We start from the raw sequence: 18,612 nt of genomic DNA, 5'->3' as shown, positions 1-18,612 counted from the left end.
CAAACTCTCCCCTGCCTTCCCTCTGCGGTTCACCCATCATCGTCATGGAACTCCCTCAACCACCACCCGACCAGCCCCCGCCGCCTCCCGACCGCGAGGCCATGCGCCTCCGCCGGAAGGCCTCGCGCATCTGGTGGCTCGGTGGCATCTCCATCGCCTTCTGCCTGCTCGTGCTCCTGACTCCACCGGTAATCTTGAAGAGCGCGAAAGCCGCCCCCCGCACCGAGGCACTCAACAACATCAAGCAGATCGGCATGCTGCTCTTCGAGTTCGACAACGAATACGGCTCCTTCCCCGACACCGACACGGCCATCGACGTGAAGGAAGAGACCAAGACGCCCCTCACCCTCGGCAACCACAGCTCGAACCAACTCTTTCGCCAACTCCTCGTCGGCTGCGGCCCCGGCACTGGCGAGAGGCCCTTCTGGGCCAAGACCGCCCACTCCCGCAAGAAGCCCGACAACATCTTCACCACCGACGCCACTGCCCTCGCCCGCGGCGAGTGCGCCTTCGGCTACATCGCCGGCCTCAGCTCCAGTGGCGACCCCTCGACACCGGTGGTCTTCACCCCTGTCGTGAGGGGCAAACACCTCTTCGATCCCGACGCCTTCAATGGCTTCGCCATCATCCTCCATCTCGACAACTCCGCCAGGCCGCTGCCCATCGACAAGCACGGCCACGTCATCGTCAACGGCATGGACATCTTCGATCCCCGCCAGCCCTTCTGGCATGGCAAATCCCCCGACGTCAAATGGCCCGAGTAAGCTCATCCCCGCCCTCCAAGAAAAGCTTCAGTTGGCTCCGCGTTCTCCTGGCGGTGGCCGTGATCTGGGGCGGCCTGACGTTCTTTTCCCGACCCGTCATTCCCGGTCACCGCAAGAACCCGGCGCGCATCGAAGCCCTCAACAACATCAAGATGCTCGGCCTCATGCTCTTCGAGTTCGATGCCGAATACGGAAAGTTCCCCGACGCCACCACCATCGCCCCCGTCGTCCAAAAGACCGGCACCAAGTTCATCCTCGGCGATGCCAGCTCCAACCAGCTCTTCCGCCAGCTCCTCGTCACCGGCCAATTCAAATCCGAGAAACCCTTCTGGGCCAAGACCGCGGGAACCTCCGAGAAACCCGACGACGACTTCTCCACTCCCGCCAAGGCCCTCGCCCCCGGCGAATGCGGCTTCGCCTACGCCGCAGGCCTCTCCTCCGCCGATGAGCCATCCACGCCCGTCGTCTTCGCCCCCATGATTCCGGGCACCCTCCGCTTCGACCCGAAGCCCTTCGATGGCAAGGCCATCGTCCTGCGCCTGGACAACTCCGCCACCCCCATGCAGATCCGCCAAGACAACGGCGAAGTCCACGTGAACGGCATGAACCTCTTCGACCCCCGCCAACCCTGGTGGAAAGGCAAGGCCCCGGACCTCAGGTATCCTGAGTAAGTCCGGGGGCGTCCCCTCAAACGGGACACCACCCGTCCCCCGGAACGGGACTGGGGGTGGTGCCCCGAACGGCACACCACCCGTAGCCCCGAACGGCACGCAAAGGTTATCCCCTTAAGGGTACCCCTTTAAGGTACTCCCCTGAAGGTGTAGCGGCAGCTTTCACTTCCCCTTGAACCACTCGATCCGCGAGCGGTTGCCTTGGCTGGAGAGCACGAGGTCGGTCTTGCCGTCGTCATCGATATCGCCGGCCAGGACCGTGACCTTCTCCCATTCGGTCGCTTGCAGGGATTGCAGCAGCACCGGAGCCTCGAAGGTGGCGGTGCCTTGGTTCCTGAATAGGGAGATCCGCGTCCCGGTGTAGCCGGTGATCCGGAGGATGCCATCCGCGTGGCCATCGCCATCCACATCCGCGAACCAGAGCTGGGCTTTATCCCCTGCCACGAGGGTGGCCAGGGCCGGCAGCGCCTGAAAGACCCCGCCCGCCTTCGCCAGCACCGGGGTCGCGCCGGAGACGAAGTCGAGGCGGCCATCGCCATCCAGATCCGCGCCGGCGGGAGAAAGCGGCGCGGTCAGGCCCGGGATTTCGGGGAATTCGTGGCCCAGCGGGCTCTCCCCGTCGCCGGTGTTCTCGCGCCAGCCATCGCCGGCGAATTCAAGTTCCGAGTAGCCGGTCAGGTCGAGGTCGCCGTCGCCATCCACGTCGTAGAGAACCTCGTCCTCGCTCTCGCCGAGGGACAGCGGCTTGGCGAAGCGGTGCTTGGGCAGGCCCTTCATCCAGCGCACGGCTGGCACCGAGGACCCGGGGATGCCCTTCAGCGAGACGTAGTCCCACATCACCAGGTCGTCGACCGAGTTGCCGTCCCAATCGCCGAGCTGCACCAGCCCGGGATACTGGATCCCGCGCTCCGGGCCACGCAGCGTGCGGAGCAGGCGCTTGCCATTGCGGGCAAGTTCCGAAATCAGGACCTGGCGGCTCTGGCCATCCTTATACGGATGATAGCCGGCGATGACCTCCACCTTTTCGTCGCCATCAAGGTCCTTCGCCGCCACCAGCGTCATGTTGCCGCTTTTGTTCATCAGCACGTGGCGGATGAAGCTCGCGCCCCGGTTGCGGTTTTCCCACCAGGCGATCTGGCCCTTCATTTGATCCTCCCTATCCCCTTCGGCGATCAGGTCCAAGTCCCCATCCCCATCCAGGTCCACCAGTTGCTTCACGATGTCGCCATGGCCGGGGGCATCGATCATCCGCGGCTTGCGCTCGACGCCGCCGGTGGCGAGGCCGCGGCGGATCTCGAGGTAGCTGCCCTCCGGGGCGTAGTAGGCATTCCCGGCGGTCACCAGCTCCTTGCGCTCGTCGTTGTTCACATCGAGATAGAGGCTGGCGGCGGTCGAGTTCGTGCCCGTGGCCGCCAGGGTCTTCACCACCAGCGAAGGCTTGTTCCCCTGAAAGGTGAGCGAGAGCAGGACCGTGCGCATGTCATCGACGATCCCGTCGCGCGAGACCGTCCCGAAATTGCCTAACAGCGTGCCCGGCTCCGAACGCGGCAGCGCCCACCACTCGCTGACCTTCCGGGCTTGCGGCGTGATTTTCACGGCATCCACCGCCGCCCAGCTTCCGTTCCCGTCCTGGGCATGGAGCACGAGTTCCGCCTTATTGCGGGAGTCTTCATTGATCATGAGGGCGACCAGGGCCCGCCCGCCCGGCAGGCGCGGGTCCGAGATGAAATCCATGCCGTAGGTCCGCCTGCCCGCCACCGGGGTAATCGCGATAGTCTTCTGGTCGGAGAAATTCCCGCCACCGAGGTTTTCCCAATAGTCCCCGTAACGGGTGAAGAAGTCCGGCAGGCCATCACCGGTCACGTCCCGCTGGACGGCATCGCGCGAGTCCATCCGCTCGCCCTGCGGGGTGCGGTTGACCGTTACCGGCGTCGCGCCACCGGGGTTGAGGTAGGTCGTCGCCGGGCCGATCAGATCCGCCAGCCCGTTGTTATCCACGTCCGCCGCCAGGAATCTCTCGGAGAGACCGGTCAACGACAACTGGCGCGGGCCGAAGCCCGTCATCCCGGCGCCGAAGAGGATCTTGAGCGAGGTCGGGTTCCCCTGGCCATCGTACGCCTGGCTGTGGAGCAGAAGATCCGGCAGGCCATCGCCATCGAAATCCGCCAGATTCACCTCCATTGCTTCCGCGACGTAGTCCGTGCTGCCGATCCGGTCGAAGAATTCCCCGCCCACGTTGCGATACCAGCTCACGGTTTGCCAGCCGAGCGCCACCAGATCGGGGTCGCCATCGGCATCCAGATCCGCGGGCAGGATCTGGCGGTAGGAGGAGGAGAATTCGCTGACCTGCCGGGGAGCTTCAAATTCAACGGCTTGAAGTGGCAGGGTCCACACTGAGAGGAGTATTGGTAAACGCATTGCGCATACAAAATAACTACCGACCTTGCTTGTGAAGAGAAATCTTTGTCACGGCAGAAGATGTCACACAACTGGCATTCAGGGAGGGGGGGGCACGGCCGAAGGCATGCAGCGCGGCGACGGCGGGATCCATTCGCGGCGCGGGAACTGGCGGGCAGCATGGGACCGTTCTGCGGGGCAGTGCCTCCGCGCTCCCAGGGGTAGAGCCGTCCGACCTACCGCTTACTTCGGCAGCACCAGGATCCGCAGATACGCATTCGGTGCGGCGGAGATCGGGACGGTGGCGGTGGTCTTGCCCGCTGCGGTCGAGAGGGTGACGCCGCTCGTGCTCCAAGTCACCAGATCGGTGCTCTTCTGGACGGTGTAGTTCATCGTGCTGGCGTGCGGCACCGGGAAGATCAGACGCACGTTCGCCCCCACCCGCTCCGCCTTCGGCGCCACTGCGGAGGAATCCTTTTCCGGATCGAAGTCAAAGGCGTATTCGAGGAGGTTCACCAGCCCGTCCCAGTCCGGATCGGCGAGGTCACCGGAGATCGCGGCGTCGGCCTTCTCGGTCGCGTTGAAATAGGTCGTGAGCCACGCGTCCGGGATGAACCTGAGATCGAGCGCCGCGCCGAGCGAGAAGGCCTCCGCGCCCGAGCAGGTGGCCACGGCGCGGAAGCGGCTGCCATTGTATTCGTAGCCCGGCGCATTCAGGGAAAGCGTGGCGGTGGTGACGCCGGAGAACACCGGGTTGTTCGAGAGGTCGGTCCATGCGGCGTTCTCGCTCGCGCGGCGCTGCCAGCGGTAGGTCGGCGTGGAAGCCGCCGCTGCGGAGGCGGTGAAGGTGGTGCTGACACCCGGCGCGAGCAGGCGATCCACCGGCTGGGTCACGAAGACCGTGCCGAGGCTGCGGATCATCCCGTCGCTCTTGCTGGTGACGTAGAGCTCGCCCGCGGCATCGACCGCCAGGCGGATGTCGGCGCGGCCGCCGGAAATGGTGGCGGCACCGGGCAGGTCCGAGTCCGGCCCGCCGCGGAAATCGTAGCCGTCCTCCACGATCCCGTAAAAGCGGTCGAAGGACTTCACCCCGGCATCCGGGCTATCGTTCGGATCGTCCCAGACGAAGATGACCGGCTGCATCGCGGCGGTGGTCGAGGCCACGCCATCCTGTGCGGCCAGCATATCTTCCCAATTGCAGCAGAAGAGGCGGCCGGTGGTGATATCGCCGAAGACGAACTTCCCGTAGAGCCCTGGGATCGCCGTGCCGCGATAGAAGAAGCCGTTGGAAATCGCGTCCCCGTAGGCGGCGCTCTGCGGGTAGGTGATGACCGGATACTCCGGCACGATGGTCCCCGGAAGGCTCTGCAGATTGTTCAAGCGGATCGGCAGGGTGTCATTCGTGGGCAGATTCCCCACGGACTTGGAGTCGGCGGTGATGGTCAGCCTCTGCGGCCCCTCGCGCTCGCTATAGCCATAGTTCTTGCCGCGGCGGAGGATATTGACCTCCTCCCAGGTCTCCAGGCCGATCTACTCCACGAGCAAGTCGGGAGCGCCGCCGGAGTCGGAAAGATGCCAGGTGAAGCGGTGGGGATTGCGGTGGCCCAGGGTCCAGATCTCCGGTCGTGCCGTGGGAGCGTAGGGGGCCGCGGTGAAGGGATTGTCGCTCGGGATCCGATAGCGGCCGTTCTGGGAAACGGTGCTGTCCGCGGTGTGCAGGGAAAGATCCGGGATGATCCGCAGGATCTTGCCGACGATGCTATCGAGACGCTGGGGATGCAGCCTCGTGGAATTGATCTCCCCCGCCCCGCCGTCGCCGCTGGCCAGATACATCATCCCCCATTCCGCGCTGCCGGGTTGGGCGGTGGGATTGAAGGTGATGTCGCCAAGCGGATGGATGCTCCCGTTGTAGCCGATCCGCAGCAGCTCGCGGGCGCTGCCTTCGAAAGTGAGGTTCGCCCGGTTCGTATCGGTCCACTCGATCAGCACCGCCTGCCGGTTGATCGTCCCGCTCGGAGCGTTGATGACGTTCGTGCTGGTATAGCCGGCGGCATTGAAGCCGGGAAAGCGGGTCGTCACCGGCAGCCGGCCGGTTGCTCCGTTGGAGCTATTCGCCTCGATGTGGATGGTGTAGAACTTGCCGTTCGTGGCGTAGGTCGGGGCGAACTCGAAACACACCAGACCGTTCGCATAGCCGGACCTCTTGGTGAAAAGCGGGAAGAGGCCGTTCGGTGCCGCGGCGCTGGTGGCGGTCCCGGCGGCATTCGGCACGTAGGTCTTCTCGTTGGCTTCCGCGGTGGACGATTGGCCGTTGAAGTCGAGATAGGCGCTGCGGTTTTTCGCTTGGTCGAGAAGCTGGGTGGTGCGCGCCGCCGGGGTCCCGGCCGGCGAAAAGATCTGGAGGTGTCCATTCAGATCGCAGACCCACATCCGCCCGCTGCCTCCCGGCTCCGGACGCATGAAATTCACGCGGGACATGTAGACCGCATTCGCGGTGGAGGTCAGGTTCCCGGACAGGGGCATCGCGGCCCAGTCATTGACGCGTGCCACCAGCGGCGGCGGAGTCGCGCCATGGAGGGTCGGCAGGCAAGAAAGCGGGAGGAGGGCCGCAATCAGACGAGGGAGGCGTGCGGCGGCAAACCGGCACGGGCGTGCGAGGGGTGAGAAAGGCATTCCGGGGACGGCGCGTAATCTACGCCTTTGGGGGAACCCTTCAAGCTATTGAGGGTGAAAGGCCTCTAACATTTGCAAACCATTGGGAGCCGCGTTGGCGGGGCAAGGGATTCTCGGGGATGGAAAGGTCCGCAATATTCGGGCGATGAGTGATCGTGACCTGTCGACCGTCATTTTCTTGAACAGGAGAGAAAGGAGGAAAAGGAGCAAGAGACCTTGAAAGGCCCTCCTGTCCGAACGCGATCAGAACAGGGGCCCGCGCCTTGACTTATCTTGCCGGTTCTGACAGGATAATGCCACTGGCCTGTGGAAGCCGTGCACGGGTTTTCAGCGTCGCGGGACACCTTGGCCCGCTACCCTCCCCTTGCGGATCCTCCCGTCAGCCTGCTGATATGCTTGCACTACCCCTGTGCCTTTTGCTTGCGCTAACCCTACTGCTTCGCGCCGCTGCGAAAGTGAATACGCTGCGTTTTTTCCATCCCGGCGAGGGGGGTAACGGCGCGGTGGGAGATCACCCCCACACCTTCCAAGCGACAGGATGAGCCCCGAAATCCAAGCAAGAGCGCGGCAATATCGATTCGCCATTTTGTTCGGCCTGCTGTTTTTCCTGACGATGATCGTCCATGAAGGAGGTCATTTCCTGGTGGGGCATTCGCAAGGCTGCGAGCCGCACCTGTCTTATAAGAATGTCGGCTACTCCAAGGCGGCGAGGCCCGGGAGCAGCGATCTCTTGAGACTGGCGGCGGGGCCGGTGTTCGAGTTGATCCTGACCGTGATCGGGATCGCCGGGCTGAGCTGGCGGCGCAAGTCCCCGCTGCGCGTTTCGGGTCCCGGCATCTGGATATTTACCACGCTTACCGCGGCGGGATTCCGGTGGTTCAGGACCTTCCCGAGATGGTCCGATGAAACGCGGATGTCGGTGTTGCTAGGTTGGCATCACCTGGTCCTGCCTTTCATTCTGCTGCCGATCGCGATCACGGCGCTGGTGGTGCTGGTGCGCTTCCACCGGCGGAACCGCTCGATGGGTCCCCTGTGGGTGAACTGGGGGGCAATCGCGCTATCGCTGGTGATCTGGATGTTTGTGGTGGGGCCGGAGGTGATGCCCGAGAGGTGAGGCGGTCTCTTAAGCTGCCCCGGCTTTCCTTCTCCGATCAAGACGGCAGGATGGCACGCATGACCCGCGCTCCCGGCTTGCTGCGCTCCGTGACCTTCTGGTCGGGGATCCTGATGATGGTCTTCATCTGCTGGGCGTGGCGGGATTCGAATCTCCGGCCGCTGGAATTCAGGGTGAAGAAGTGGCACTTTTCCCAAGCCTTCTCCGGGGTGACGGTGCAGCGCTACTGGTATTACCAACCCAAGATTATGTGGGGAACAGTCGCCCGCCATTTCACACGGCATCCGCTGCCCGCGCCCTTTTATGCATCGGCCAGCGGCAAGAGCAAAGGGGACGATAGGGAATACCACCGCAGGGGGGAACTCGAAGGAAAGAGCGTGAGCGAGTGGGTGCCGATCCACTTCGAGTATCTGCCGCGCGGGGCCCGGCTGCTCTTCATCCCGCACTGGCTGATCCTGCTGGGAGTGGCGGGGGTGTGGGGCGGGTTGTTGTACGAGAGGCATCGTAGGATGAGGAGGGCGTTCGCCATCCAGGAAGTGCCGGCCGGGGACGGATAGCGCGGGGAAGCGACGGCAGGATCTGGGAGGAGCGTGTGACCGGGCGGGTGGCGAGGGACCGTTCTGCGGGCCAGTGGCTCCGCGCTCCCAGGGGAAGAGCCGTCCGTGAAGCGGGGCGTTAAACTTTCTGCTTGCCCGATACCTTGCAATGCAAGATACCTGTCCCGTCATGAAGCGGGAATCCTCCACCCTCCTCCGCCGCGCGCTCAAGTGGCCGGTCCGCGCGCGGACCCTGCGCCTGCAGCCGGTGGAATACCGCACCGAAGAGAATCCCCCTTATCTCCCGGCGAGCCTCTGATCCCTCCAAGCCATGCAAACCCTCGTCTGCGCCGTCGTGCTTTTCATCAATCTCGCCATTCAGCCGTGGCGCAGCGGGGTCGTGGCGAGCGGCACCAGCCCGGACGGGACCGCATGCGTGGTATCGCAGCGATGGAACGGCTGGGACGACTTCAGCGAGCCCTACACGGTGCGGCTCTACGCGCGCCGCACAGAGGGCGAGTGGCAGTGCTACTACATCGACCACGAGGCGATGCGCTGGAAGAGCTGCAAGATGACCTTCAGCGAGGACGGCAGCCGCCTCTTCATCGTGGGCGGCGATGGCAAGCGCCGGAGCTTCGACCTGGCCCAGGGCCAGCAGCCCGGGAATCCTCCCTACCTGCCGCTGGAAATGGAGGACCGGCGATGAGCGGTCTCGATCCGGCGGCAGGGGAACTCTTCGAGAACTGGACCGTCCAGATGCGGAAGGGCGTACTCGACCTGTGCATCCTGAAGGGTCTGGCGGGCGGCGAATGCTACGGCTACGCGCTGGTGAAATCGCTGGTGGCGATCCCCGGCGTGGGCGTGGCGGAAGGATCGATCTATCCCCTGCTCTCGCGGCTGAAGAAGCAGGGCCTGGTCTCGACCCGTCTGGAGGAATCGAGCGAGGGCCCGGCGCGCAAGTACTACCGCCTGACCGCCGCGGGCAGCGCGCTGGCGGCGGAGATGCAGGCCTATTTCAACGAGATGACGAAGGGCGTGGCCAAGCTCGCCGATTTCACCGTGCCTTCACCACCCCTTCCGAAAGAACCGATTGAATCGCGAGAGCGCAAACCTCCGATCCCCCGATGAAAACGTGGACGAACCAAGCCGAGAAACGACTGGCGGATTACCTCGACGAGCGGGTCCGCCGCGAGGGCTTCACCAGTGAAGAAGCGGTCGAGCTGAGATCCGACCTGCTGAGCCACATCCACGAGGAGGCGGAGAAGGACCAGTCCGAGAGCATCGGCCTGATGCAACTCGAAGGCATCCTGAGCCACCTCGATGCGGGCTACCAACCGGTGGAGCCTTACCGGCCCGTGCCGCGGCCTCTGCCATTGCCAGCAGAGGCCCGGATGGAGGAGCGCAAGCCTTGGCAAACCTGGCGCTGGTTCTGGGGGGTGATCTTGCCCGTGGGAGTCACCCTGTTCGAGATCATCGTGCCCTTTTGCGGCAGCGTGTTCTTCGATCCGGTGGCGACCTGGTGGCATGCGCTGCTGGTGCTGGCGGTGCCGCTGATCAATGCCTGGCTGTTGCTCGGGGCGCGGCGCGGCTCGGAGCGGACGAAGGGGATCGCGAGCGGCTTCGCGGTGGTGATCGCGATTTTCTATGCGCTGCTTTTCGTGCCGCTGATTCCCGCATCGGTGATTGCGCTGGTCTTCTTCGGGCTGGGCCTGGTCTCGCTGATGCCGGTGATGGCCGGCTACATCACCTGGAAGATCGGGCGGACGGCGGCGGCGGCGTCAAACGATGCACCGCTCTTCCGCCGCGGGCGGCTGGCAGGCATCGGTTTCGCACTGCTGGCGCTGTTCCTGTTAGAAGCTCCGGGCGTCTGGACGCGGGCGAATCTGCAGGAGGCAGCCCATGGTGGAAAGGATCAGCAGGCGGCGGTCGCGCGCCTGCGGACCTTCCGCTCGGAGCGCGCCCTGCTGCTGGCCTGCTACGAGGGGAACCGCGGGACCTCGATGGCCACGGACATCTCCGGCTGGTGCATGCGCGGCTGGCAGGTGCCGGTGATGATGCTGGGCAATCGCTCGGATTTCGAAACTCCGGATTCGGAGAAGGTGCGGGATGTCTTCTTCCGCGTGACCGGCGAGCCTTTCAATTCGGTGAAGCCGCCGCGGATGGTGAGGGAGGGTGGCTTCGGCCGTGGTCGATCGAGCGCCTTCAACGAGATGGAATTCGACGAGCACCTGGGCGGCGACCAGGTGGCGGTGCGGGTGAAGAATCTCGATCTCGCGGAGTCGCGCTTCGATGGCCATGTCGATGCGCGCTCGCGGATCGGCTACGGCGAGTGGACGATGGTTTTCAAGAACAGCGGCCGCGAGGCGAAGGAGGCGCGCTGCCAGGTGCTGCTGCCGCGCGATGGCCGGGTCTCGCGCCTGACGCTGTGGATCAATGGCGAGCCGCGTGAAGCTGCCTTCAGCTCGATCGCCAAGGTAAAGGCCGCTTACAAGGAAATCGCCGTGGTGCAGCGCCGCGATCCGGTGCTGGTGACGATGTGTGGGCCGGACACGGTGCTGGTGCAGTGCTTCCCGGTGCCGGCGCAGGGCGAGATGAAGATCCGCTTCGGCATCACCGCACCACTCGATGGCGGGATGTGGGAACTGCCACGGATCCTGGAGCGGAACTTCGCCACCAGCGACCATCTCGAGCACGCGCTGTGGGTGCAGGGGGATGCCGGCTTCGATCTGGTCACGCCCGGCACGGAGCAGCGCGGCGCGGTGCGGGATGGTGATGGCTTCTCGCTCTCCGCCAGCCTCGAGCCGCTGGCCGCGATGACCGGGCCGACGGCGGTGCGGATGAAGGACAAGGACAGCAGATCGAGCGTCTGGTGCGAGGACAAGTTCGCCGCAGCCTACGAGCGCTACCTGGTCCGCGAACCGCATCCTTCCCGCAAGCCGGCGGGCAAGATCCTGCTGGTGATCGACGGCTCCGCCACGATGGCGGAGGCGAAGCCGTGGATCTTGAAAACCTTGGAGAAATTCCCTCCCGGCGAAGTCCGCATGCTGCTGGCAGACGACAGCGCGCGGACCGTCAGCCAGACCGAGTTGAAGGATTACGACTTCAGCGGCGGCCGCGACAATGAACCGGCGCTGCGCGAAGCCGTCCGCCGGGCGAAAGCCGGTGAAGTGGATGAGATCGTGTGGCTGCATGGCCCGCAAGCCGTGGGCCTGGCCCAGGCGGAAGCGCTGATCCAATTGATCGAGCGCGGCACCCGCCGGCCCTCGATCCACACCGTGATGGCGGCCAGCGGCCCGAACCGGCTGGCGGAAGCACTGCAACGCAGCGGCTCGCTCAAGCGCGGCCCTGCCCTGCACGAGCCGCAGAAGGACCTCTACGACTTCCTGACGCTGCTGGGCTCCGAGCATGAGGAAGCCGGCTGGCACTGGAAGCGCAGCCCGCAGCCGCCCGCCGATCTCGGCCAGCCGGTGTGGGATCATCTCGCGCGACAGTGGGCGATCGATGCCGTCGAGTCGCCGCGCTCCGAGGTTCCGGAGACCGACCGCCCCGCGCTGGCCGCGAAGTATCAACTCGTGACCAACGTCTCCGGCGCGGTGGTGCTCGAGACCAAGGAGCAATACGACCGCCACGGCCTGACCCCGGTGGATGCGAATGCCGCGCCGCAGATCCCGGGAGTGCCCGAGGCTTCCACATCGTTGTTGCTGATGATTTCAGCGGCGGCGGGATTGATGAGGAGGAGGCGCTACCATGGAGACGCTGCCGCCTGACTACGAGATCCGCAGTAGATCCCCCGCGCCTTCCTGGCCGCTGCTGAAAGGTGGTCCGCACAGTCCTCTGTGCGGTTGAACGGTCCCTAACAGCCCGACTCGTCACCGCGACCCTAAGCTCCCAAGGCAATTCCGATCCTTCCTCTTATGGCGGCCGTCAGGTACCACTCGACCGCACAGAGGACTGTTCGGACCACCTTTCAAGCCACCTTTGTTAGAGCCCGGGGATCTCCTTCGCCAAGGAAGCCTGCAACTCCGTATCGCCGATCCGGGCCAGGCCCTGGCGCGCGAGATCCAGATTCTGCTTCTTGCCCAAATAGCGGATCATCCCCGCGAGGCAGGCATCCCGTTCGGGGCCTGCGGGCACGGCTTCGAGGACGCGGCCGTAGACCTCCGGGCCCGCGCTGTCCGGCACCGAGGCGGCACCGGCGGTTTGCATGAGCAGTACCCGCGTGGCGGGATCGGTGATCTCCATCACGCTGGCGAGAGTTTCGCTGCCGCCGGTCTGCCATTCCTTCGCGGCGGAAAGGCGGACCGCGGTCAGGGTGGCCGGGCAGGCCAGTTCGCCCCACATCGCGTGACGGTTCATCTCTTCGAGCGCGGGCTTCACGCCGGCGATGCCCAAGTCATCGAAGCCGCCCATCACCTGTGCGAGGGCCTTCGGTCTGACATCCTCGGGAAGTTCGAGGACTTCTCCCAGACGGTCGGCCGTGGCCGGATAGCCGAGACGAAGTTGCATCCAATCGCTGGCTAGCTTGCCACGGATCGCGGGATCGGTCTCGGTCGCGAAGATCACCGCGGGATCGCCGCCGGCATTCTTCACGACGTTGTAGGTATAGCCCAAGATCACGCCTTCCCGCCCCTGGCCTTCGCGATACCAAGTCCCGAGCGCCTCGCGGATCGACTTCAGGATCTCCGGATTACCGGCACCACGCTGGGAGAGATCACGCATTGCCCACTTGCGCTCCTTCTCGGTGATTCCCGGCAGCGCGGCGAAGATCGGCTGATATTTTCCGGCGTCGTAGAGCGCGTGATACCAGCGACCGAAGATCTCCCCACGATGCGAACCGAAACGGCCCTCGTTGATCCACGCCAGGACCTGCTCCTGCTGGCGAAGGATCTCGTCGCCGAGGCCCTCGATCCCGGCACCGATCATTGCGGGGGAAGCATCCGGCCCCCAGAGCAGATCGAGGACGGCACCGAGATCGTGCTTCATCCAGTCCGCGAGCAAACGCTTGCGGGCGAGTTCGAAGTCCGCACGAGAGAGATCCGAATCCAGCAGCTTCTGCCAGAGCCGGGCATGCGCGGTCCGCTCACTCCCGCGGCCCGGGCTTCTCCTCGCCGCGACGTCATCCGTGCCGACGATCCCAGGCGTAGGAGCCACGGCGACTTCATCGGCATGCCGGCGGGCGAGCAGGAAGGCTGCCACATGGCTGGCCACCAGCACTGCGAACCACGTGAAGGTCCGTCCCTTCATCGCCGGCCTCCTTCCAAAGACTGCTTCAGGCGCTCCTTGAGGGGACCCGCAGGCAGGCGCTCCACCGCAGTCATGCAGCCACGGGGATCCTCCTGATTCCAAATGCGGTAACTTTCCTTCAGGTTCCCAAGCATCCCGCTGGCTTCCTGCTCCTCCGGGCTCATGCCTTCGGTAGCGCGCCAGACTGCCTCCGGGGAGATTTTCATCAGTTGCAGATCGATGTTCCAGCGGCTGGGGTGAGGTCTGGCTTTCTGGACCACCGCCTGCCAATCCGGCTCTTCCGCCTTGATCCACTCGATCGCGGCGTCCGGATTCATCGGGTAGAGCCGGTTGAAGAGGAGTTCCCGCATTTGGGCGTCCACGTCCTGCGGATTGCCCAGCGCAGTCCGCAGGCTTTGCATGATCGTCGCGCCATCGAGACGTTGGTCGGCGAAGTCCTCGCACCAGTTTTCAAACTCGGGGACTCCATTCTCCAAGCTCACATCCCCGGTCTCAAGACGGCTCGAGTTCCCGAACTGGCCCGCGCGAATCCGATCCGCCAAGGTCAGGCTCTCCGCCTCGCGCTTCTTCGCCCTATCCGCTTCGGCAATCGCCCAATATTTTTCGAAGTGAGCGATCGCCTCCTCGGAGAAGCCCGCGGCAGCCGCCGCGTCTAACAAAGCGTCAGCCCCCTCGCAACGGCTCAGCGAGCCGAGATACTCGCGCGCGCCACGCTCATCCAACATCGCGCGGATGGCGGGCAACTTCTCCTGAAGCCCGTCGAGCGAGCGGGTGCCGAAATGGAGCACGTTGAAAGCATCCCCGGACCGGCTCATCGCGCTCGCGAGGGCGAAGACTTCTGTCTGGCCTTTCTCCACCGCAGCCCTGGTAGCGATATCGAGCACCACAGGCGTCGCCTCGGAAACGCTGGTGACAAGGCGGTTCACTTCTTCGTGGCCATGGCTGGCCAGATAGCGGCGGATGCCCTCGCTGCAGCGCCCGTCGCGGGCCTCAGGGGCGCTCACGCTGAAGCGCAGCGCGGCGAGAGGATCGAGTTCCATCCAGCGGCAGAAGGCGGCGGTCGCCTCAAGCGAGCCGGGCTTCGAACCGGGCTTCGAGGCGAGGGCTTCCAAGTCGGCATCCCCCGGCAATGCCAGCAGCGCGGCATCCATCTGGTCTTTCCAAGACACGACCGGGGGTGGCGCGGGCTTCGCCGGCTCCGGTTCGAGCAGCTTGGCGAGATCGAGCGGCCCGTCTTCGCGCACCGGCGATGCCGCCGCCGGGGAGGGCTGGGCCCTGGAATCCCCCGCCATGCCCCACCACACGGCTAAGCCGTGGGTGACGATGAGGAGGAGGATCAGGGCGAGGCGGCGCATGGCAATGCAGTGTCAGGGATTTAAAACCACGGAGGGAGGGGAATGGATGTGAATTCTCCGGAAAATCTGGTCGGAAGGGTTTCCGGGGGATGGGCGGATCCGAGTATTCGGTCGATATCCGCTTTATTCGATCTCGTGCCGCGCACACAGCAGGGATTTGACGCACGGATCCTTCCCATGCATGATTCGTGCATGGCGACCAAGACGATTACCTTGGAGCTGGACGCCTACGAAAAGCTCCGCGAAGCGAAGAAACCCGGCGAATCTTTCTCCGCCGTGGTGAGACGACTTCGTTTTGACGAGCCCGGGCCGACGGGAACCGAACTGCTAGCCTATTTCTCGGCTCAAGGTACGGGTGCCTCCGCGGCCTATTTGGAATCGTTGGAGAAAGCCCTACAACATGATCCTCCCCCAGACGATCCATGGCGCTGATTCTCGATTCGAATTTCGTCATCACTTTGGATCGCGACCGTCGCCGCAAATCGCCGGGATCGGCCCATGCCTTCTTGAAGAGTCATGCGAATGAGCACTTCCAGATCACTTTTACCATCGCCGGAGAACTTGCCTGCGGTCGTTCCGTCTCGGCACAAGCCGATTGGGAGGTCTTGTGCAGGCCTTTCGCGGTCATCCCGTGGAGTCCCGAGATATCCTGGGCTTATGGCGAAATCTTCCGCCATTTGCAGGTGAATGGGAAAATGATCGGCACCAACGATCTGTGGATCGCTGCGACGGCACTCGTTCATTCGCTGCCGGTGGTGACCAACAATGTGAGCGAGTTTCGACGAGTGCCCGGACTCAGCGTGATCTCCTATTGAGTCCCGGAATGCTCTACTCCCGCTGGCTGGAAACCCTGGGCAATCATCGCGACCGGATCGCGGTGATCGATGGCGCGGACACCTGGACCTTCGGTGATCTGGCGGACCGCTTGGAGAAGATGACGCGGGCGCACGAACCTGTGCTGGCCAGCGGCGGGGTGCCGGAGGTGGCGGTGGCGGTCCTGCGCGGATGGCGCGACAGCCAGCCGGTGCTGCCGCTGGAGAAGGATGCGGCAGAGCCGGAGTTGCCCGCGGCGATGCCTGCGGGCACTGCGCATCTCAAGCTCACGCCGGGCATCGCCGGGAAGCCGCGGGCGGTCTTCTTCACCGCGGAGCAAATCGCGGCGGATGGCGACCGATTGGTAGCAGCGATGGGCCTGAGCCACGCAGTGCCGAATCTGGCGGCGGTCTCGGTCACGCATTCGTACGGCTTTTCCAGTATCATGCTGCCGCTGCTGCTCCACGGGGTGCCGGTGCATGCGGTGGAAGTCCCCTTCCCGCGCGTGGTCGCGGAGGCCTTCGCCGCGCATGATCGACTGGTGGTGCCGGCGGTGCCATCGATCTGGCGGGCCTGGCATCGCTCCGGGATTCTGGTGGGGGCGCCGATCGCGCTGGCGGTCTCGGCAGGCGCGCCGCTATCGCTGGAATTGGAGACGGCGGTCTTCGGGAGCTGCGGGCTGAAGCTGCACAATTTCTACGGGGCCAGCGAGTGTGGCGGGATTTCCTTCGATGCCACAAGCGTGCCGCGCGCTTGTGCGAGCGACCTCGGATCGCCACTGGACGGGGTGACCGTGAACGTTCACGAGTCCGGGCGATTCCTGGTGGCCAGCAGTGCCGTGGCGAGCGGCTACACGGAGACGCGGGACGGCGAAATTCTCGGAGAAGGATGCTTCCTCACGCAGGACTATGGGAGCATTTCAGAGGGCAGGCTGGCGCTGGGCAGCAGCGGCGCGGAATCGATCAATGTGGCGGGTCGGAAGATCGGGCCGGCGAAGGTCGAGGCAGTCCTGATGGCGACCGGGCTGGTGCTGCGGGCAAGGGTCTTCGGGGTCCCGGCGCAGGATCCGGAACGGGTCGAGGAGATCACCGCGCTGGTCGAGTTGAAGGGCGGCTCGCTGGAGGAACTGCGCCAGGCGGTGCTGGCGAAGCTCGCGGGCTGGGAGTGTCCACGGCATTGGGTGAGCGATGCGGAGGAGCCGCTGTGGAAGATGAGCAGGGCGGAACTGAAGGCGCGGTTCGGGAGGTAGGGACTGCCAGATTCACTGCCCGCTCAGCATGATCTTCGCGCTGGCGAGGCTGCGGTCGCCGACCGTGACCTCGCCGGAAATCTGGATCATCCCGCCGAGGCGGCCTTCCACCTCGGCGCGGATCGTGAGGGTCTCACCCGGACGGGCGGCACCGAGGATCTTCGCTCCGCGCACGCCGGTGAGCAGAAGGTTTCCGAGCGGCGGGATCTCCGGGTCGCTCTGGGCCACGACGCCGCCGAGCTGGGCGATCGCTTCGATCAGGATCACGCCGGGCATCAGCGGATCCCCCGGGAAATGGCCGGCGAGGAAGCCTTCATCGCCCCGCACGAGGTAGCGGGCGCTCGCGGATTTGCCGGGATTGAGGGTATCGAGGGAGTCCACAAAGCGGAATTCCGGGCCGTGGGGTAGCGCGGCGAGGGGATCGGTCATGGCCCCGATCCATCCCGGGCCAAGCCGTTCTGGCAAGGCCACATGCGCGATTTTGCAATGTAGATTTGAATCGACCCCGGCGCCCCTAGCCGTTAGAATGACAGCGTCCCTTCCATGCCACCCGCCGAGAGCCAGAGCTTGCGCGCTGCGCCAGCCGTGATTCCCGCCGCGCCGAAACGCGGTTGGCGGGTTCCACTCGATTTGCTGGCGACGCTCGGGGGCTTCGTTTACTGGGCGGTCGTCGGGCTGCTGTTCACGGTGATTTCTCTGCCGTTGATCGTGGTCCTGCCCTGCGCCACGGCCAAGAAGCTGGGCCGCGGGATGCTCCACCGCGCATTCAGGGTCTTCGTGAAATACCTGCGGGTGACCGGCCTGGTGCATGTCGACCTGAGCACGCTGGACGCCCTGAAGGACGAGCACGAGCCGGTGATCATCGCGCCGAACCACACCTCGCTATGGGACGCGGTTTTCGTGATTTCCAAGCTGCCGCAGCCGATCTGCATCATGAAGGAGGCGATCCTGGCGAACCCCTTCCTCGGCGGCGGCGCGCGGCTGGCAGGCTACATTCCGAACGGCTCCTCCCGTAGAATGGTAAAGTCGGCGGCCGAAGCGCTCCAAGGCGGCGGGCAACTCCTGCTTTTCCCGGAAGGGACACGGACCAAGCATGACGCGCGCTGGATCAATCCCCTCCGCGGCGGCTGCGCCTTGATCGCCAAGCACTCGGGCGCGGCGGTGCGTCCGGTCTTCATCCGCAGCAATACCCGCTTCCTCGAAAAGGGCTGGCCGCTGTGGAAACGCCCGGAACTCCCGATCCGCCTGAGCTTCGAGCTCGGCGAACCGGTGCGGATCCAAGCGGGCGAGACTGCCCACGAATTCACCACGCGGCTGGAGGAGGTGTACGCCCGGAATCTCTCCCGGGCCCACAAGCTGCGGCGTCAGGTGGCGGAGCCGGGCTAAATGACCAATTCCGCCGCCGTTCGCTTCGCAAGACCTCTGCGGACGATCCGGACAAAGAGCGCTGCGATCGGCCCTCCGAAGGCGAACAGGATCAAGGAACCTAAAAGGTTAAACGACCCCCCGGTCATGGCCAAACCGGCAATCACACAGGCCAAAGCAGCCGTGAACAGAGCCACCGGGTAGTTCACGGCGTCGAACCAAGTCGCGATCAAGTAGCCGGGCAATCCCACCCCCAGCAGGGCGGCATAGGCGATCGGCAGGCCATACCCGGCATAGAGGAAGACAAAGATGACGGCTTCTTTTGGCGCTCCCTGCAAAACGCATAGCGGGACCGCGATGAGCGAACTAATGGGGATAATCACCAAGGGCGCGAGCAGGCCGGCCTTGATCACTGGATGGAGCCCCCGTGC

General features: G+C 64.8%; 19 protein-coding genes. 12 read left to right on the top strand and 7 right to left on the bottom strand.

Annotated elements, in window-relative coordinates; genetic code table 11:
• Positions 1-44 precede the first annotated feature (44 nt).
• Together ABWK72_RS21895 and ABWK72_RS21890 are read left to right on the top strand one after the other, a co-directional pair.
• Positions 45-764 (top strand): hypothetical protein, encoded by a 720-nt coding sequence (locus tag ABWK72_RS21895; protein WP_367871710.1) that lies wholly within the window; start codon positions 45-47, stop codon positions 762-764.
• The gene (locus ABWK72_RS21890; protein ID WP_367871709.1) at positions 752-1,435 is read left to right on the top strand and encodes a hypothetical protein; all 684 of its coding nucleotides are present in this window, start codon (positions 752-754) and stop codon (positions 1,433-1,435) included. The genes ABWK72_RS21895 and ABWK72_RS21890 overlap by 13 nt, the downstream gene beginning before the upstream one ends.
• A 162-nt stretch (positions 1,436-1,597) precedes the next feature.
• Here the strand turns inward: ABWK72_RS21890 and ABWK72_RS21885 are convergent, their stop codons facing one another.
• From ABWK72_RS21885 to ABWK72_RS21875, 3 genes are all read right to left on the bottom strand, one after another.
• Positions 1,598-3,829 (bottom strand): FG-GAP repeat domain-containing protein, encoded by a 2,232-nt coding sequence (locus tag ABWK72_RS21885; protein ID WP_367871708.1) that lies wholly within the window; start codon positions 3,827-3,829, stop codon positions 1,598-1,600.
• 246 nt (positions 3,830-4,075) lie between these two features.
• Positions 4,076-5,251, bottom strand: a complete 1,176-nt coding sequence (locus ABWK72_RS21880) for a hypothetical protein (RefSeq protein WP_367871707.1) — start codon at positions 5,249-5,251, stop codon at positions 4,076-4,078.
• A 111-nt stretch (positions 5,252-5,362) separates the two neighbouring features.
• Complete coding sequence (locus ABWK72_RS21875) at positions 5,363-6,505, bottom strand: sorbosone dehydrogenase family protein (RefSeq protein ID WP_367871706.1); 1,143 nt, start codon at positions 6,503-6,505, stop codon at positions 5,363-5,365.
• A gap of 538 nt (positions 6,506-7,043) precedes the next feature.
• On the opposite strand from ABWK72_RS21875, the gene ABWK72_RS21870 reads away from it, so the two are divergent.
• From ABWK72_RS21870 to ABWK72_RS21845, 6 genes are all read left to right on the top strand, one after another.
• Positions 7,044-7,619 (top strand): hypothetical protein, encoded by a 576-nt coding sequence (locus ABWK72_RS21870; RefSeq protein ID WP_367871705.1) that lies wholly within the window; start codon positions 7,044-7,046, stop codon positions 7,617-7,619.
• A 59-nt stretch (positions 7,620-7,678) separates the two neighbouring features.
• Positions 7,679-8,176, top strand: a complete 498-nt coding sequence (locus tag ABWK72_RS21865) for a hypothetical protein (RefSeq protein WP_367871704.1) — start codon at positions 7,679-7,681, stop codon at positions 8,174-8,176.
• A 169-nt stretch (positions 8,177-8,345) separates the two neighbouring features.
• Positions 8,346-8,474 carry a hypothetical protein gene (locus ABWK72_RS21860; protein WP_367871703.1) on the top strand — a complete coding sequence of 43 codons (129 nt, stop codon included), beginning with the start codon at positions 8,346-8,348 and terminating at the stop codon, positions 8,472-8,474.
• Between the two features lie 12 nt (positions 8,475-8,486).
• Positions 8,487-8,861, top strand: a complete 375-nt coding sequence (locus ABWK72_RS21855; RefSeq protein ID WP_367871702.1) for a hypothetical protein — start codon at positions 8,487-8,489, stop codon at positions 8,859-8,861.
• Positions 8,858-9,283, top strand: a complete 426-nt coding sequence (locus ABWK72_RS21850; protein ID WP_367871701.1) for a PadR family transcriptional regulator — start codon at positions 8,858-8,860, stop codon at positions 9,281-9,283. The genes ABWK72_RS21855 and ABWK72_RS21850 overlap by 4 nt, the downstream gene beginning before the upstream one ends.
• Positions 9,280-11,922, top strand: a complete 2,643-nt coding sequence (locus tag ABWK72_RS21845; RefSeq protein ID WP_367871700.1) for a hypothetical protein — start codon at positions 9,280-9,282, stop codon at positions 11,920-11,922. The genes ABWK72_RS21850 and ABWK72_RS21845 overlap by 4 nt, the downstream gene beginning before the upstream one ends.
• A gap of 214 nt (positions 11,923-12,136) precedes the next feature.
• Here the strand turns inward: ABWK72_RS21845 and ABWK72_RS21840 are convergent, their stop codons facing one another.
• Positions 12,137-13,399, bottom strand: a complete 1,263-nt coding sequence (locus ABWK72_RS21840) for a hypothetical protein (protein ID WP_367871699.1) — start codon at positions 13,397-13,399, stop codon at positions 12,137-12,139.
• Positions 13,396-14,754 carry a hypothetical protein gene (locus ABWK72_RS21835; protein WP_367871698.1) on the bottom strand — a complete coding sequence of 453 codons (1,359 nt, stop codon included), beginning with the start codon at positions 14,752-14,754 and terminating at the stop codon, positions 13,396-13,398. The genes ABWK72_RS21840 and ABWK72_RS21835 overlap by 4 nt, the downstream gene beginning before the upstream one ends.
• Before the next feature lie 192 nt (positions 14,755-14,946).
• On the opposite strand from ABWK72_RS21835, the gene ABWK72_RS21830 reads away from it, so the two are divergent.
• From ABWK72_RS21830 to ABWK72_RS21820, 3 genes are read left to right on the top strand one after another with little or no spacing between them, the layout of a single operon-like run.
• Complete coding sequence (locus ABWK72_RS21830; RefSeq protein WP_367871697.1) at positions 14,947-15,186, top strand: antitoxin VapB family protein; 240 nt, start codon at positions 14,947-14,949, stop codon at positions 15,184-15,186.
• Positions 15,177-15,569 carry a type II toxin-antitoxin system VapC family toxin gene (locus tag ABWK72_RS21825; protein WP_367871696.1) on the top strand — a complete coding sequence of 131 codons (393 nt, stop codon included), beginning with the start codon at positions 15,177-15,179 and terminating at the stop codon, positions 15,567-15,569. Before ABWK72_RS21830 ends, ABWK72_RS21825 begins: the two co-directional genes overlap by 10 nt.
• An 8-nt stretch (positions 15,570-15,577) precedes the next feature.
• A complete protein-coding gene (locus ABWK72_RS21820; RefSeq protein ID WP_367871695.1) occupies positions 15,578-16,816 on the top strand; it encodes an AMP-binding protein in 1,239 nt (412 codons plus the stop codon).
• A 12-nt stretch (positions 16,817-16,828) separates the two neighbouring features.
• On the opposite strand, the gene ABWK72_RS21815 is transcribed toward ABWK72_RS21820, so the two are convergent.
• Positions 16,829-17,245, bottom strand: a complete 417-nt coding sequence (locus ABWK72_RS21815) for a 3-hydroxyacyl-ACP dehydratase FabZ family protein (protein ID WP_367871694.1) — start codon at positions 17,243-17,245, stop codon at positions 16,829-16,831.
• Positions 17,246-17,359: 114 nt separating this feature from the next.
• Here ABWK72_RS21815 and ABWK72_RS21810 point away from each other — a divergent pair, with 114 nt between their 5' ends.
• A complete protein-coding gene (locus ABWK72_RS21810; protein ID WP_367871693.1) occupies positions 17,360-18,202 on the top strand; it encodes a lysophospholipid acyltransferase family protein in 843 nt (280 codons plus the stop codon).
• Here the strand turns inward: ABWK72_RS21810 and ABWK72_RS21805 are convergent.
• Positions 18,199-18,594, bottom strand: a complete 396-nt coding sequence (locus ABWK72_RS21805) for a hypothetical protein (protein ID WP_367871692.1) — start codon at positions 18,592-18,594, stop codon at positions 18,199-18,201. The genes ABWK72_RS21810 and ABWK72_RS21805 overlap by 4 nt on opposite strands.
• Between the last annotated feature and the right edge of the window lie 18 nt (positions 18,595-18,612).

The sequence above is a fragment of the Luteolibacter sp. Populi genome, from assembly GCF_040801775.1.
GTDB lineage: Bacteria > Verrucomicrobiota > Verrucomicrobiia > Verrucomicrobiales > Akkermansiaceae > Haloferula.
Note: the sequence above shows the minus strand (reverse complement) of the source record. Positions and strands in the feature narration are given on the sequence as shown.

Coding starts and splice junctions, on each gene's coding strand:
- ABWK72_RS21895 (WP_367871710.1), top strand. CDS start 45: ATGGAACTCCCTCAACCACCACCCGACCAGCCCCCGCCGCCTCCCGAC.
- ABWK72_RS21890 (WP_367871709.1), top strand. CDS start 752: ATGGCCCGAGTAAGCTCATCCCCGCCCTCCAAGAAAAGCTTCAGTTGG.
- ABWK72_RS21875 (WP_367871706.1), bottom strand. CDS start 6,505: ATGCCTTTCTCACCCCTCGCACGCCCGTGCCGGTTTGCCGCCGCACGC.
- ABWK72_RS21870 (WP_367871705.1), top strand. CDS start 7,044: ATGAGCCCCGAAATCCAAGCAAGAGCGCGGCAATATCGATTCGCCATT.
- ABWK72_RS21865 (WP_367871704.1), top strand. CDS start 7,679: ATGACCCGCGCTCCCGGCTTGCTGCGCTCCGTGACCTTCTGGTCGGGG.
- ABWK72_RS21860 (WP_367871703.1), top strand. CDS start 8,346: ATGAAGCGGGAATCCTCCACCCTCCTCCGCCGCGCGCTCAAGTGGCCG.
- ABWK72_RS21855 (WP_367871702.1), top strand. CDS start 8,487: ATGCAAACCCTCGTCTGCGCCGTCGTGCTTTTCATCAATCTCGCCATT.
- ABWK72_RS21850 (WP_367871701.1), top strand. CDS start 8,858: ATGAGCGGTCTCGATCCGGCGGCAGGGGAACTCTTCGAGAACTGGACC.
- ABWK72_RS21845 (WP_367871700.1), top strand. CDS start 9,280: ATGAAAACGTGGACGAACCAAGCCGAGAAACGACTGGCGGATTACCTC.
- ABWK72_RS21840 (WP_367871699.1), bottom strand. CDS start 13,399: ATGAAGGGACGGACCTTCACGTGGTTCGCAGTGCTGGTGGCCAGCCAT.
- ABWK72_RS21835 (WP_367871698.1), bottom strand. CDS start 14,754: ATGCGCCGCCTCGCCCTGATCCTCCTCCTCATCGTCACCCACGGCTTA.
- ABWK72_RS21830 (WP_367871697.1), top strand. CDS start 14,947: ATGGCGACCAAGACGATTACCTTGGAGCTGGACGCCTACGAAAAGCTC.
- ABWK72_RS21825 (WP_367871696.1), top strand. CDS start 15,177: ATGGCGCTGATTCTCGATTCGAATTTCGTCATCACTTTGGATCGCGAC.
- ABWK72_RS21820 (WP_367871695.1), top strand. CDS start 15,578: ATGCTCTACTCCCGCTGGCTGGAAACCCTGGGCAATCATCGCGACCGG.
- ABWK72_RS21815 (WP_367871694.1), bottom strand. CDS start 17,245: ATGACCGATCCCCTCGCCGCGCTACCCCACGGCCCGGAATTCCGCTTT.
- ABWK72_RS21810 (WP_367871693.1), top strand. CDS start 17,360: ATGCCACCCGCCGAGAGCCAGAGCTTGCGCGCTGCGCCAGCCGTGATT.